The sequence below is a fragment of the Neptunicella plasticusilytica genome, assembly GCF_047922965.1.
In the GTDB taxonomy this organism is placed as follows: Bacteria; Pseudomonadota; Gammaproteobacteria; order Enterobacterales; family Alteromonadaceae; genus Neptunicella; species Neptunicella plasticusilytica.
In genome coordinates this window covers 4,271,339-4,286,087 of sequence record NZ_CP150481.1, presented here as the reverse complement: position 1 = coordinate 4,286,087, position 14,749 = coordinate 4,271,339, and the positions used below count along the sequence as shown (strand labels likewise).

Sequence of the window (14,749 nt, the reverse complement as noted above, 5' to 3'; positions counted from 1 at the left end):
TAACTCCTTGAATATACTAGGGTCTGTGGGTCTTTGGTTTGAATCCTCCGGACAGCATTTGTAAGGTACTCTCGCTCATTTATGTAGAACAACTACACGCATTTTCTCAACCTTGTACAAATACGCTACAGACTGACGCAAAATTCTTACACCAAAGGCCCACAGGCCCTAATAAAGGCAAGCAGAAAATCACCATTCCTGTAAAAGCGTTGTTTATTTGTTGAATATTTCAAATCTGTGGCTAGTTTTAATACAGGAGCCTGAAAACTTTAGTGTTGACAGGCGTGATAGGGAGACTAGATGTCGTTAGCCAGAGTCCATAGCAGAGCCTGTGTCGGTGTAGACGCTCCGCTGATTACTATTGAAGTTCATCTCGCCAACGGCTTACCCGCATTTAACATTGTTGGCCTTCCCGAGGCTTCGGTTCGCGAGGCACGTGACCGGGTCAGAAGCGCCTTAATCAACTCACAGTTTGAATTCCCGGCTAAAAGGATCACGGTTAATTTGGCACCCGCCGATTTACCCAAGGAAGGTGGGCGTTTCGACTTGGCCATTGCCATAGGCATCATTGCGGCGAACGGCCAAATTCCAGTTGATAACCTGAATCAGTATGAATTGCTGGGTGAGTTGGGACTCAGTGGTGAAATTCGTGCTGTCAGTGGTGTATTACCTTTTGCGTTTGCCTGTCATCGTGATGAACATAGCGCCATCGTACCGGTTAGCAATGTACAGGAAGCCGCTTTGATAAAACACGCTAAAGTGCTTGGAGCCGCGCAGTTGCTGGATGTATTTCATCATCTTAATGGCCAACAGCCTTTGCCGTTTGAACCAGCTCAACGCGCTGCATTAGAGGCGAAATATTTTATCGACATGCAGGATGTGGTAGGACAAAGCGCAGCGAAACGCGCATTAGAGATCGCGGCAGCCGGGCAGCATAATATGTTGATGACCGGGCCTCCAGGAACGGGCAAGACCATGTTAGCCAATCGTTTAATCAGTATTTTACCGGAAATGACTGACGACGAAGCATTGCAAACGGCAGCCATTCATTCGGTTTCGGGTAAAGTGGTCGATCCGCAAAGCTGGCGGGCGCGTCCGTTTCGCAGTCCGCACCATACCAGTTCGGCCGTGGCATTGGTCGGCGGTGGCAGTATTCCCAGGCCCGGTGAAATATCGTTGGCGCACAACGGGGTATTGTTTCTGGACGAATTGCCGGAATTTGATCGCAAAGTGCTGGATGTATTACGCGAACCGATGGAATCCGGCACAGTATCCATTTCCCGGGCTGCCCGTCAGGCGCAGTTTCCCGCCAGTTTCCAACTGATTGCGGCAATGAATCCTAGTCCAACCGGGGCAATGGACGACGGTCGTAGTACCAGCGACCAGATCCTGCGCTATCTGAACCGGGTGTCCGGTCCGTTTCTGGATCGGATTGATTTACAGATTGATGTACCCAAGCTTCCCGGTGGCAGTTTCTCCGAGCAAATTAAGGAGCGCGGTGAATCCAGTGAGCAGATCCGCCAGCGTGTCATCCAGGCTCGTAATGTACAGCTCCGACGCGCGGGTAAAGCTAATGCGCATTTAAACAACAAGGAGCTGGAACGTTATTGTCCATTATTGGCCGAAGATCAAAAATTTCTGGAAAGTGCGGTGGAGAAGCTCGGACTATCAATTCGCAGTTATCACCGTATTGTCAAAGTGGCGCGTACTATTGCCGATCTTGATCATCAGGATAATATTCAGCATGCGCATATTGCCCAGGCGTTAAGTTATCGCAGTTTTGATCGTCTGCTTGGCCAGTTAGGCATGTAGTTGGACTGATACAAATCAGGATACCTGTAACATCGATCTAATCAGCGGATCCTGGGCACGTTCCGCCAGACAACAGATACCCAGCTGGAAAGATTCGATATCGGTCAACGCAATACAATTGACCTTATCCCGCGCCACCGAGTTATCCACCACTACTTTAGGCACAATCCCTAGCCCACATCCCAGTGCCACCATACTAACAATCGCTTCATGTCCGGCTACATTGGCATAAACCTTGGGGCGAATGCCGTGCTCAGTTAACCAGTGATGGACAATCCGTTTGGATGGACCGGCTTCGGGCAGGATCATCGATATTTTGCGCCAGTCAACCTGTTCCAGTCGGGTAATTTTGCTCGTTGACGGGCAAATCATCACCAGTGGTCGACTGTCCAGATGATGATGGTGAATATTGGCGGGTAGATCGGGTGTCACCACAGCGATAGCCACATCAACCTGTTTGGTTAAAATCTTGTCGATAGCCATATTAGGATCACCTGTGGTCAGCTGGATTTCTACCTGCGGATAGCGAGCCCTGAATTTGTCCAGAATAGACGGTAGATGGCTGTAACTGGCGGTCACTGAGCAATATAATTTGAGTTGGCCGCGTAATTGCTGGTTGTTTTTACTGAATTCCGCTTTTATTTGTGACCATTGCTGCAGGGTGTCGGCCGCAAAATCACGCATTTTCTCGCCAGCGGCGGTTAAGTTAACACTACGGTTATCCCTGACCAGCAAAATAGTGTCACACTCTTGCTCAAGCCGCTGAATGGCACGGCTTAACGTAGAAGGGCTGACATACATAGCTTCGGCGGTTTTGCCAAAATGCAGGCTGGACGCCAGATGATGAAAAAGTTGCAGGCTACGGAAATCCATCTGTTTAATCCAATGTTGCAAAATATGAAATATAGTTTTGCAAATATATCATTTTATACAACAAAGCCAATCTTCTATCCTTGCCAACGTAAAGTTTAACAACCCTAGTTAAACAATTTTATTTTTAAGGCTTTAATTAATGGCAAATTATTTCAACACCTTGTCTTTACGTCAGCAGCTGGATCAGCTGGGGCGTTGTCGTTTTATGCAACGTGAAGAATTCGCGGAAGGTTGCAGCTTTCTGAAAGGCAAGAAAATCGTAATTGTCGGTTGTGGTGCACAAGGGCTGAATCAGGGCCTGAATATGCGTGACTCGGGACTGGATGTGTCTTATGCCTTGCGTCAGGCCGCGATTGATGAAAAACGTGATTCATTCCAGCGCGCGACGACCAACGGTTTTACCGTAGGCACTTACCAGCAGCTGATTCCGCAAGCGGATGTGGTCTATAACCTGACACCGGACAAACAACATGCTTCTGTGGTTGAAGCGGTAATGCCGTTGATGAAGCAGGGGGCAACCCTGGGCTATTCGCACGGCTTCAATATTGTGGAGGAAGGCCAACAAATCCGCAGTGATATTACAGTGGTGATGTGTGCACCCAAATGTCCGGGCACCGAAGTACGTGAAGAATATAAACGCGGATTCGGGGTCCCTACCCTGATTGCCGTTCACCCGGAAAATGATCCTGAAGGCCAGGGCTGGGATATTGCTAAAGCACTGGCGTCCGCTACGGGTGGTGATCGTGCCGGGGTGCTGGAGTCGTCTTTTGTGGCGGAAGTAAAATCAGATTTGATGGGTGAACAAACCATCTTGTGTGGTATGCAGCAAACCGCGGCAATCTTGTGTTTTGAAAAAATGGTTGCAGATGGCATTGATGCCGCTTATGCCGGTGCCTTGATCCAGTTTGGTCTGGAAACCATTACCGAAGCTTTAAAAATTGGTGGTGTCACCAATATGATGGACAGACTGTCCAACCCGGCTAAAGTGAAAGCCTTTGAATTATCGGAGCAATTAACTGAATTATTGCGTCCGCTGTTTGAAAAGCATCAGGACGACATTATCAGTGGTGAGTTCTCCAGAACCATGATGGAAGACTGGGCTAATGGCGATGCCAACCTGCTGAAATGGCGTGAAGAAACCGGTCAGTCAGCCTTTGAGAATGCGCCGGAATACAGCGGTAAAATCGATGAACAGGAATTCTTCGATCACGGTATTTTGCTGGTGGCGATGATTAAATCCGGTGTAGAACTGGCTTTCGACGTTATGGTCGAAGCAGGTATCCTGCCTGAGTCGGCCTATTATGAGTCACTGCACGAAACGCCGCTTATTTCCAATACTATCGCCCGTAAGCGTTTGTATGAAATGAATGTGGTTATTTCGGATACCGCCGAATACGGCAACTATCTGTTTGCCAATGCTGCCATTCCGTTGTTGGCAGAGAAATTTATGCCATCAATCGGAACGGATGTGATCGGTAAAGGCTTGAGTAACCCATCCAACAGCGTGGATAACAAAACCTTGGTGGATATCAACCGTGCTATTCGTGAACATGATGTTGAATGGATCGGTGATCAGTTGCGTGGCTACATGACGGACATGAAGGCCATTGTCGAAACTCAATGATTTTCCCTGAGCGCGTCATCGACTAGGGTCTGCTTACTCTTTGATATAACCCTAGAACGTAACCCGCTTTTTATAGCCCGGTAATTTACCGGGCTTTTTTTATGCGCAGAGAAGTACGGTGCGCTGAAGTTGCCGGCAACACTCTTCACCTAGGAGTATGTCCTAGATGCCGAACAGCGCCGGAAACGGAGCTGAGATTAGCTATTCAATGGCAATCGTATTTCAACGCTAAGACCGCCCTCGTCATGATTTGACAGTGTAATCTTTCCCCCATGAGATTTAACCATTTTCTCGGCAATACTCAGCCCCAATCCGATACCTCCCGTATCATGATTGCGAGACTGATCAAGCCGGTAAAAAGGCTGCAAAACGGATTGTAATTGGCTATCCGGAATCCCCTTGCCCTTGTCCTGTATAACAATTTGCACCCAATGCTGGTCAGTTGAAGTACTCAATTGGGCGCCATCTGCATATTTAATTGCGTTATCGATAATATTCAGTAAACAACGCCGAATTTCGGTAGGTCGACAGGTCAAATTTATCGAATTGCCGGTATATTGATAGCGTACAGGTAAACCTTCTTCAGCTAAATCAGTGCATAGGCTTTCTACCAGCGCGTTAATATTAACACTGCGCATTGACTCATCCGCGTTCTGCCCGCGCAGAAAGTCCAGCACCGACTGAATCATTTGGCGCATATCGGTCACCACTTTCAGCATACCAACACGCTCATGTTCGTTTTCCAGCAAATCGGCACGCAGTTGCAGGCGGGTTACGGCTGAACGCAAGTCATGGGAAATGGCCGCTAACATTTCGCTCTGGCTATGCAGTAGATTGGCCAAGCGTTCCTGCATGGTATTAAATGCCTTGGCTGCCATGGCTATTTCTTTGGCTCCACCTTCATCCAGTGGTGGATTGTTGATGTTTAAGCCGATGCGATTGGCGGCATTGGCCAGTTTTTCGATTGGCGACACGGTTTTCTGGATCAAATACCACGCCAGCAATAACGCTATGAGGCCTTCTAGTAATATAAAGAAAATGACCGAATCCTGCAGTAAAGACTGGCTTTCAGGTAACACGGAATGAAAGGTGACTGTTTGTTCATTGGCAAAGTTAATCTGAATAAGCACATCAAATCCCTGACGCAAAGTGGTACGTCTGTCCAATATCGGGGTATTTTCAAAACTGCGCACACAGACTTGAGCATCAATCCCTTGTAGTTTCGAAAACGCCACATCGAGCTTGTTCGAAATTTGCTCATAAAAGTTGTTTTGCTGGCAAGCAACCTCATGGGGTGAAATAACCTCGGGAAACAATGCCAAAAATTGCGTTTCTGCCGCGGCGAGAATTTGTTGACGATCCTGTAGTGGAAAGCTATAGGCTAAATCCACAATGCCGATAATTCTGTCGGCCAAGTCTGTCGCTTCAGTGGATAACACCACGTTATCCCGGCTATGTTCGAAAATAATCAGGGTGATCATTTGTGACAAAATAAACACCGAACACAAAATGACAATCGCACGGACTTTAAGTGTCATTGATTGCCAAAGTTTCACAGCGCTTCTACGTGGCAAGTGAAAATATATCCTGTTCCCCAGGACGTTTTGATAATCTCCGGCTTTTTACCGTCATCACCTAGTTTACGTCGCAGGCGGCTGACATGAGAATCGATGCTTCGATCAAAAGGCGTGCTGTTCCGTCCTTTAGTCAAATCCAGTAAACGGTCTCGAGAAAGCGGCATACGGGGGTTTTGTACAAAAGTGAGTAGCAATTGTGTTTCGCTGGTAGAAAGTGGAATGCTTGTTCCAGCGCTATCACAGACTTCCATCTGGCTGGGTTTGAAACTCATTCCCGAGAAGCAATACACCCCTTTTCCTGTTTGACCACTACCTGACTTTACCCGTCTTAATACTGCCTTAATCCGGGCAATCAATTCATGTCGGCCAAAGGGCTTAACAATATAATCATCAGCTCCCACTTCCAGCCCGACGACCCGATCAATTTCTTCATCTTTGGCGGTTAGCATGATGATGGGCGGCATATTGGGATCAGCACAGAGTTGTCGGCAAAGTTCAAAACCATCTTTACCCGGTAGCATGACATCAAGCAGTACGATGTCGGGTTTTTGTTGACTCAATACCTGCCACATATCTTCACCATCCACTGCTGTGGTGGCAGAGTACCCTTCGGCTTGCAGTAATTGAGAAACCAGCTCACGAATATCTTGATTGTCGTCAACAATCAATACGTTCGGTGCGATCGACGGGGTTGTGTTGGGCATTATAGTGATGGAATCCCTAAGGTCTGTTTATCTTTAAATAGCAGCTAACATACAACACCCGCATGCAAAAAAATATGCGCTCCAGCCATTGCGACACTTTTTTACATTTTTGACAATCTTTTCCAATAGTAACAATGCCAGAATCCATACATGCGCTTAGTTTTCAAAATAAATGGGAGAGACCATGCTGAAAAACATACTGGTGCAAATTTTATGGGTAGTTGTGTTGGCCGGATTTATCTCAGGTCAGGCGCAAGCAATAGAGAAACTGAACGGTGCAGATATACAAGCCGTTTGCAACGCATTTGAGATTGAACAAGACAGCCCAACCGTTAACAACGATAGAGCACTTTGCGCGATGTACCTTAAAGGTTTTCTGGCAGGCGAAGAATTATATCGAGCTGACCAATTACCCGCTGCGACATTTAGACAAAAAGCGCTACATTCGCGTGCCGGCGGTTTATTGGAAAAATATCAAATATCGGGAGACATTAGTTATTGCATCCCTAAGGACATCACCATTGAAGACATTGCATTACTGATCAGTCAACACAAGCCTGCTACTGATAAGTTAGCGGAAAATCTGCTTAAAGACGTTTTGCAACAACATTTCCAGTGTATCAAATAGCTGAATATATGTGCTCGTTTACCCACAATGGTTTTGCTTGTCATCACCGCTTTCAAAGTCGCTGTTTTGAAAAAAAAATCCGGTGGAGTTATCAATGAATAAACACATCATTAGCCTGTTTTTTGTGCTAGCCGTTTTATGGTTGTGTAATTCAGGGATCTATACACCATTATTGTTGACGTTAGGGCTGTTGTCGGTGTTTTTTGTGATCTGGCTTTCATTGCGCATGGGCATTATCGATGACGAATCCCAGCCGCTACACTTAAGTCGCAAATTGCCCGCCTACTATTTTTGGTTAGCCAAACAAATCATCCGAAGCAATATTGATGTTGTCGTACATGTCTGGCGTGGCAATCAGTCAATTAGCCCTTGCGTAGCCACAATCCCCATTGGCCAGCAAAGCGAAATCGGCAAGGTTATTTACGCCAACTCTATCACTTTGACCCCAGGTACTGTGGCGATGAATATACAGCCGGATTCGGTACTGATCCATTCATTAACGGCTGACAGTATGCAAGAACTGCGACAGGGTGAAATGGCGCGTCAGGTAAACCGGCTGGAGATGTAGATGTTAATCATGTTAGCCGTTGTGTTGTTAACCGTTATGTTGATGGCGTTGCTCAGAGCGCTACTAGGCCCGAGTATCTACGACCGGATTTTAGCGGTCAATTTGTTTGGCACCAAAACTGTTTTGCTGATTGCAGTAATGGGATTCCTGTTTGGGCGACCTGACTTTCTGGATATTGCGCTGGTATATGCGCTGATTAATTTTATCAGTGTTATTGGTGTGTTGCGCTATTTCGAGTACAGCGATAACAGGTGCAGTGAGTCAGAGTCATGATGGATTCAATTATTCAACTGATCAGCTCAATCTGTTTTATATTCGGGGCTCTACTGATTTTGTCTGGTGGCGTTGGCTTACTGCGCTTCCCGGACTTTTTTACTCGTATGCACGCAGCAGGCATTACCGAAACACTGGCGACAAGTCTTATTTTAATTGGGCTCATGCTGAGTGCTGGATGGGGACTGGTGCTGTTCAAATTAGTGTTGATATTACTGTTTATCATGCTCACCAGTCCTACCGCCAGCCATGCGCTGGCCAAATCTGCCCTGCATGGCAAATTGACGCCTGTTACCCAAAATGAACATTCAGAATCTTCGTCACCACAGTAGCTGCTTTTAGCGCTTTTAAGGAGAGATAACATCTCACAGGTTTTCGATATTACATTGCTGATGTTATTGGTTGTTACTGCAATCGCCATTGCCCGGGTAGCAGATCTCTTTGCTGCTGTGATGTTAAGCGGCATGTACGGATTGTTGTCGGCCAGCTTTTTTGTTGCCATGGATGCGGTTGATGTGGCGTTTACCGAGGCTGCGGTAGGAGCCGGAATTTTCCCGTTACTGATGCTGATGGTTCTGCAGATCACGGGCCGTTATGAAAAAAATGAATGCCGTACAAACAAATCGGAGACTTTAAAGAAAGCAGGTATGGTTATCTTGCTGGCAGTTGCCGCCGGTGTATTGGTATACGGCACCCTGGATATGCCAGCATTCGGCTCGGCTGAAGCGCCAGCCCAGCAACATGTCAATATTCGCTATATTGAGCAGTCTCCAGAGGAAATTGGCATACCCAATATGGTTACCTCGGTGTTAGCCAGTTATCGCGGTTATGACACCTTGGGCGAAGTACTGGTTATTTTTACCGCCGCTATGGGCGTGCTGGCTCTGTTCTCCAGCCAGCTTTTTTCTTCCGTCACACCCTCAGTCAGAGTCAACAAAAACGATATGTGCGATCACCATGTTTTGCGCATCGTCAGCAAAATATTGATTCCGCTGATTTTATTGTTTGCTTTTTATGTGCAATTTCATGGCGAATATGGTCCAGGCGGGGGCTTCCAGGCCGGCGTTATCTTTGCGGCAGGCATTATTCTCTACACCATGCTGTATGGGTTGGATAAAGCCCGTGACGTCATGAAACCCACCGTATTGAGATTGCTGTGTGCAATCGGGGTATTTATTTATGGTTCGACAGGTGTGGTCAGCATGTTGTCTGGCGGCAACTTTTTGGATTACTCAGTGTTGACTAGTGATGCCGTTGTCGGGCAGCACGTCGGTATTTTAGTTATTGAGTTGGGAGTCGGTATCACTATTGCTGCAGGCATGATTTTGATTTTCTTTGCTTTTTCTCAACAGGCAGAGTCTCAGCTTGGAGAACAATAATGTTTTTCGATTTATACAACTACTGGATGGTTATCGTGTTGATGATGGTAGGCCTATACATTGTCATCACGCAAAGTAACCTAATCAAAAAGCTGTTGGGTCTGAATATTTTCCAGACATCAGTATTTATTTTTTATATCAGTGTCGGCAAGGTCAAAGATGGTACAGCACCGATCTTTTCAGATACAGCAAGTCTTTATTCTAATCCGTTACCCCATGTACTGATCCTCACTGCTATTGTGGTCGGTATCGCCACTATGGCACTGGCACTGTCGCTAGTGGTCAGAATCAAACAAGCTTACAGCACAGTGGAAGATGTCGAGTTACAGGAGAAGGATCTCGGATGTTAAGTCATTTACCCATTTTACAGGTGATTGTGCCATTACTGGCGGCACCGGCCTGCCTGCTGTTAAATAACCCCAGATTATCTTGGTTGCTTGCCTGTTTTGCCGGGGGGGTATCACTGTTAATCAGTAGTTTGCTGTTATACCAGGTTCAGCAAAGCGGGGTGATCAGCTATATGCTTGGTGGGTGGGACGCACCCTGGGGAATTGAGTATCGCATTGACTTACTGTCTGCCTATGTGTTGTTAATTGTCAGTGCCATCGGTACGGTCGTATTGTTGGCCGCAAACACCGGTATCCGCCAGGAGATTGCCGACGATAAACAAAGCCTTTTTTATGTCCTATACCTGCTTTGTTTGGCGGGTTTATTAGGTATTGTTGCCACCGGTGATATTTTCAATGTGTTTGTTTTTCTGGAAATATCTTCGCTGGCTACTTATGCGCTGGTTGCCTTTGGTCGAGATCGCCGTGCTTTGCTGGCGGCTTATCAGTACCTAATTCTTGGCACCATCGGCGCCACCTTCCTGCTGATTGGCATTGGCTTGTTATACAGTTTAACTGGCACCTTAAATATGCAGGATGTCGCCGAACGCCTTCCACAGGGAACTGATTCAAGCTCAGTTTACACCGCCTTTGCTTTTATGATTGTGGGCGTAGGGTTGAAACTGGCGTTGTTCCCGTTACACCTATGGCTGCCCAATACCTATACCTATGCACCCTCAATGGTCACCGCTTTTTTGGCAGCAACCGCCACAAAAGTGGCGATATATCTGCTGATCCGTCTGCATTTTTCAATTTTTGGTGATGATTTCGGCAAAGAAATCATTCAGCCTCTTTTTATCACTCTGGGCCTGATGGGCATATTTGTCGCCTCCATGGTGGCCATTAAGCAGCCAAATATAAAGCGCCTGTTTGCCTACTCAAGTGTTGCGCAAATTGGATACATGATCATTGGCATCGGTATCGGAACCAGCCTAGGCCTGCAAGCGACACTGCTGCACTTGTTTAATCATGCGTTAATGAAAGGCGCGTTATTTCTTGCGCTGGCGGCGGTTGTTTACCGCATCGGTAGTACAGACCGTGCTAGTTTTAATGGGTTGGCTAAACACATGCCCTGGACCATGGCGGCGATTGTCGTTGCGGGTCTTAGCCTGATTGGCGTGCCCCTTACGGTAGGCTTTATCAGCAAGTGGTATCTGGTACTGGCCAGTTTTCAGAACGGACTCTGGCCGGTAGCATTATTGATTGTAATAGGTTCACTACTGGCGGTTTATTATGTGTGGGCGTTGGTAGAAAGTGCCTATTTCGGCAAAGCCGATGTGAATTCGAAAGCCTCCACCCAAATTAACGAAGCGCCGCTCAGTTTACTGATCCCGGTGTGGATATTGGTACTGGCCAATATCTACTTTGGTATCGATACTCGCCTGCCGCTAGAAGCCAGTGCCAGTGCTGCCAGTTTCCTGATGGGAGGTAGCCAATGAACCTATCCGTCGAAATGTTAATCCAGTGCATTATTTTGTTGCCGCTGCTCACGGCCGTGGGCGTCATGTTGGCTCAACGTCATCCCAATTTAAGAGAAGCCATTTCATTAACCGTCGCCAGTGGTGTTTTTATCCTAGTTTACCTGTTATATCAGCAAACTATCAGCGGCCAAACTGACACAGTTAGCTGGATAACGCTGCTACCCGGGCTGAATATCAGCTTTAAAGCTGAAGCGTTAAGTGTGTTATTTGCACTGATTGCCAGCTTTTTGTGGATAGTCACCACGTTGTACGCCATCGGTTATATGCGTAGTCATGAAGAACAAAACCAGACCCGCTTCTATACCTTTTTTGCTGTTTCTATTTTTGCCGTGATGGGCATCGCATTGTCTGAAAACCTGTTTACCCTGTTTATCTTTTATGAAGTCCTGACGCTGGCGACTTATCCGTTGGTTACGCACGCAGGTACCGATAAAGCCCTGCGCGGTGGTAGAACTTATCTGAGGATCCTGCTTGGTACTTCTATTGTGTTTTTCCTGCCCGCTCTGATTGGCACTTGGGCGATTGCCGGTAACCTCTCTTTTACCCCTGGTGGTGTTTTTAGTAATGATGCCTCGCCGTTATGGCTGGCGATTCTACTGGTGATGTTCGTTTTTGGCATTGGTAAAGCGGCAATGATGCCTTTTCATCGCTGGTTACCCTCCGCCATGGTGGCACCAACACCGGTCAGCGCGCTATTACATGCCGTAGCAGTGGTAAAGGCCGGTGTATTTACACTAATCAAAACGCTGGTGTATATCTTTGGGCTGGATACCATTGGTGAATTAATTACCACCGATTTTCTGCTTTACCTGACCGCTTTTACTATCTTAGCATCATCGCTAATCGCAATGCGCCAAGACAATCTCAAAGTCCGTTTGGCATACTCAACCATCAGTCAGTTAGCCTATATTAGCCTAGGCGTGTTACTGGCAACCGAGGCGGGGTTAATTGGTAGCAGTATGCACATCGCCATGCATGCTTTTGGTAAAATTACCCTGTTCTTTTGTGCCGGTGCCATTTTGGTCGCCAGCCATAAGACACAGATAAGTCAAATGGCCGGACTGGGCCGCCAAATGCCAATTACCATGATGGCGTTTTTTATTGCTTCGCTCAGTATTATCGGTCTGCCGCCAACCGGAGGAAGCTGGAGCAAATATTACCTATTGCTGGGCGCGCTGGAAAACGAATATTGGTTGTTAATGGCGACATTAATGATCAGTTCATTGCTCAATATCGCCTACTTATTGCCTATTCCTATCCGCGGATTTTTCCCTGGCAAGTCAGCACAATCGACTGCAGAAAACACCACCACGTCAATACAGGAAGCGCCCTTGTCTGCGTTGATTGCCATAATCATTACCAGTCTGGGTTGTGTTGTGTTGTTCTTTTTTCCGCAACCTGTGTTTGAGTTGGCGAAGATGGTTGGAATTGCACCATGAAAACAGCAAAAACCTATTTATTTGATAAACCGCAAAACATCAAAAGGGTCTTGCATGGCTTGTACTTCTGCTGTGCATTGCTGGTTGCTCTCGATTTTGTGATCAACCGTAAGGTTTATCACAGCTGGGAAAATCTGTGGGCTTTCTACCCTATTTACGGTTTTGTCGGCTGTGTAATCCTGGTGTTTGTGGCCAAATGGATGCGAGTGGTGTTAATGCGCGAGGAGCACTATTACGATCCTCCTGAATTAACCGAAGAGACACCATCAGCCGAGGGAGAATCAGATGTTCGCGACTGAAATGGCCCCCTTTGTCATCTTTTTCGTCGCTGCGCTGTTGGCGGCATTGACTAACGGTTGGGTGCGAGCCGTGATTATGCTGGCTGCACCGGTACTAGGTGCATTTAATTTATACCTGACGCCCGAAGGCAGTTATTGGGTGGTATCTTTGCTAGAATTCGAACTGAGTCTATTGCGTGTCGACCGGTTAGCAATCCTGTTTGGTTACCTGTTCCATCTGGCTGCCTTTATCGCCATTGTTTATTCATTACACCTGCGTGACCCTATGCAACAAACCGCCAGTATGCTTTATGCCGGCAGCGCGCTGGGCGCGGTGTTTGCCGGCGATTTACTGACTCTATTTGTATTTTGGGAATTGCTGGCTCTTACGTCGGTATTTCTGATTTGGGCAAGACGTACCCCGCAATCTTACCACGCGGGTATGCGTTATTTGTTGATCCAGGTTGTATCCGGCCTGTTCTTGCTCGGCGGCATTATTGCCTACGCTCGTCTGTCCGGTTCGATTGTTTTTGAAGACATCGGCTTATCTGGAGTGCATGGCTGGTTAATTTTTATTGCCTTTGGCATTAAATGTGGCTTCCCATTTTTACATAACTGGTTAACGGATGGCTATCCAGAAGCCACGCCCACCGGTACGGTTTTTCTGAGCGCCTTTACCACCAAAGTGGCCGTTTACGCTTTGGCACGTGGCTATCCGGGTACCGAATTACTGGTGTATATTGGCGCTGCCATGACCTGCTTCCCGATTTTCTTTGCGGTAATCGAAAACGATTTGCGCCGGGTACTGGCTTATAGCTTGATCAATCAGCTCGGTTTTATGGTGGTGGGCATTGGTATTGGCACTGCGTTAGCGATTAATGGTGCAGTGGCCCATGCCTTTAACGATGTTATTTTTAAAGGCCTGCTGTTTATGTCGATGGGGGCGGTGCTGCATGTCACCGGCAAGATAAACGGCTCTGAATTGGGCGGCTTGTACAAATCCATGCCCAAAACAACCATTTTATGTATTGTTGGCGCGGCTTCTATTTCTGCCTTCCCGCTGTTTAGCGGCTTTGTGAGTAAATCCATGATCATGAGCGCCGCGCTGAATAATGATCATAACTGGGTGTGGCTGATGTTACTGTTCGCTTCTGCGGGGGTATTTCATCATGCCGGAATCAAAATCCCTTATTTTGCTTTCTTTGCCCACGACTCTGGCATAAAAGGCAAAGAGCCTCCACTTAATATGCTACTGGCGATGACCATAGCCGCGACGCTATGTATCACCATTGGTATTTTCCCTGAATTATTGTACCAACTGCTTCCTTATGAACTGGACTACAACCCGTACGATGCCACCCATATACTGGCACAAACCCAGTTACTGTTTTTCTCGGCACTGGCATTTGTGTGGCTGAATTTATACAAGATGTATCCGCCGGAATTGCTCTCCGTCAATCTGGATGTGGACTGGATATACCGCCGCTTGGTACCGCGAACGGTACAACGTTTGATGGCCGGCACATCTAGCATTGTTCAACACTTGAATCATACCGCAATGCGATGGATTCCCAAGCTTGGTAATACGCTTTCCAAGCAGTATGCGCCGCGGGGAATATTGGCCAAAACAACCTCAACAGGCACCGCGAGCATGTGGATAGTCGTGTTATTGGTAGTCTGCTTGTTAGCTAGCTGGTATTAATTTTTTGCGAAGTATTAAATAACGG

Annotated in this window: 15 protein-coding genes; 12 read left to right on the top strand and 3 right to left on the bottom strand. The window is 47.0% G+C overall.

All coding sequences use genetic code 11. From position 1 onward, the window contains the following. Nucleotides 1-300: 300 nt before the first annotated feature. Entirely contained in the window at nt 301-1,812 is a 1,512-nt protein-coding gene (locus tag V1467_RS19360; protein ID WP_416306625.1) for a YifB family Mg chelatase-like AAA ATPase, read from the top strand. A gap of 15 nt (nt 1,813-1,827) precedes the next feature. Here the strand turns inward: V1467_RS19360 and ilvY are convergent, their stop codons facing one another. Beyond that, the gene (gene ilvY / locus V1467_RS19355; RefSeq protein WP_416306624.1) at nt 1,828-2,685 is read right to left on the bottom strand and encodes an HTH-type transcriptional activator IlvY; all 858 of its coding nucleotides are present in this window, start codon (nt 2,683-2,685) and stop codon (nt 1,828-1,830) included. A gap of 139 nt (nt 2,686-2,824) precedes the next feature. Between ilvY and ilvC the strand changes: the two genes are divergently transcribed. Then, nucleotides 2,825-4,309 carry a ketol-acid reductoisomerase gene (ilvC, locus tag V1467_RS19350; protein WP_416306623.1) on the top strand — a complete coding sequence of 495 codons (1,485 nt, stop codon included), beginning with the start codon at nt 2,825-2,827 and terminating at the stop codon, nt 4,307-4,309. Between the two features lie 197 nt (nt 4,310-4,506). Here ilvC and V1467_RS19345 read toward each other — a convergent pair whose 3' ends face one another. Further along, nucleotides 4,507-5,865 (bottom strand): ATP-binding protein, encoded by a 1,359-nt coding sequence (locus tag V1467_RS19345; RefSeq protein WP_416306622.1) that lies wholly within the window; start codon nt 5,863-5,865, stop codon nt 4,507-4,509. Continuing rightward, the gene (locus V1467_RS19340) at nt 5,862-6,590 is read right to left on the bottom strand and encodes a response regulator transcription factor (protein WP_416306621.1); all 729 of its coding nucleotides are present in this window, start codon (nt 6,588-6,590) and stop codon (nt 5,862-5,864) included. Before V1467_RS19340 ends, V1467_RS19345 begins: the two co-directional genes overlap by 4 nt. A 184-nt stretch (nt 6,591-6,774) precedes the next feature. On the opposite strand from V1467_RS19340, the gene V1467_RS19335 reads away from it, so the two are divergent. The 10 genes from V1467_RS19335 to V1467_RS19290 all read left to right on the top strand — a co-directional run bounded on the left by V1467_RS19335 (nt 6,775) and on the right by V1467_RS19290 (nt 14,724). Next, complete coding sequence (locus V1467_RS19335) at nt 6,775-7,218, top strand: hypothetical protein (protein WP_416306620.1); 444 nt, start codon at nt 6,775-6,777, stop codon at nt 7,216-7,218. 94 nt (nt 7,219-7,312) lie between these two features. Then, the gene (locus tag V1467_RS19330) at nt 7,313-7,786 is read left to right on the top strand and encodes a Na+/H+ antiporter subunit E (protein ID WP_416306619.1); all 474 of its coding nucleotides are present in this window, start codon (nt 7,313-7,315) and stop codon (nt 7,784-7,786) included. Then, a complete protein-coding gene (locus V1467_RS19325) occupies nt 7,787-8,059 on the top strand; it encodes a monovalent cation/H+ antiporter complex subunit F (RefSeq protein WP_416306618.1) in 273 nt (90 codons plus the stop codon). After that, a complete protein-coding gene (gene mnhG / locus V1467_RS19320; RefSeq protein WP_416306617.1) occupies nt 8,056-8,391 on the top strand; it encodes a monovalent cation/H(+) antiporter subunit G in 336 nt (111 codons plus the stop codon). Before V1467_RS19325 ends, mnhG begins: the two co-directional genes overlap by 4 nt. Nucleotides 8,392-8,451: 60 nt before the next feature. Further along, nucleotides 8,452-9,438 (top strand): Na(+)/H(+) antiporter subunit B, encoded by a 987-nt coding sequence (locus tag V1467_RS19315; protein WP_416308728.1) that lies wholly within the window; start codon nt 8,452-8,454, stop codon nt 9,436-9,438. After that, on the top strand, nt 9,438-9,788 hold the full coding sequence (locus V1467_RS19310; protein ID WP_416306616.1) for a cation:proton antiporter subunit C: 351 nt from the start codon (nt 9,438-9,440) through the stop codon (nt 9,786-9,788). The genes V1467_RS19315 and V1467_RS19310 overlap by 1 nt, the downstream gene beginning before the upstream one ends. Continuing rightward, nucleotides 9,782-11,263, top strand: coding sequence for a monovalent cation/H+ antiporter subunit D family protein (locus V1467_RS19305; protein ID WP_416306615.1), 1,482 nt, complete (start codon nt 9,782-9,784; stop codon nt 11,261-11,263). Before V1467_RS19310 ends, V1467_RS19305 begins: the two co-directional genes overlap by 7 nt. Continuing rightward, complete coding sequence (locus tag V1467_RS19300) at nt 11,260-12,744, top strand: monovalent cation/H+ antiporter subunit D family protein (protein WP_416306614.1); 1,485 nt, start codon at nt 11,260-11,262, stop codon at nt 12,742-12,744. Before V1467_RS19305 ends, V1467_RS19300 begins: the two co-directional genes overlap by 4 nt. Continuing rightward, entirely contained in the window at nt 12,741-13,043 is a 303-nt protein-coding gene (locus V1467_RS19295) for a hypothetical protein (protein ID WP_416306613.1), read from the top strand. The genes V1467_RS19300 and V1467_RS19295 overlap by 4 nt, the downstream gene beginning before the upstream one ends. Beyond that, nucleotides 13,030-14,724, top strand: a complete 1,695-nt coding sequence (locus V1467_RS19290) for a Na(+)/H(+) antiporter subunit D (protein WP_416306612.1) — start codon at nt 13,030-13,032, stop codon at nt 14,722-14,724. Before V1467_RS19295 ends, V1467_RS19290 begins: the two co-directional genes overlap by 14 nt. Nucleotides 14,725-14,749: the final 25 nt, after the last annotated feature.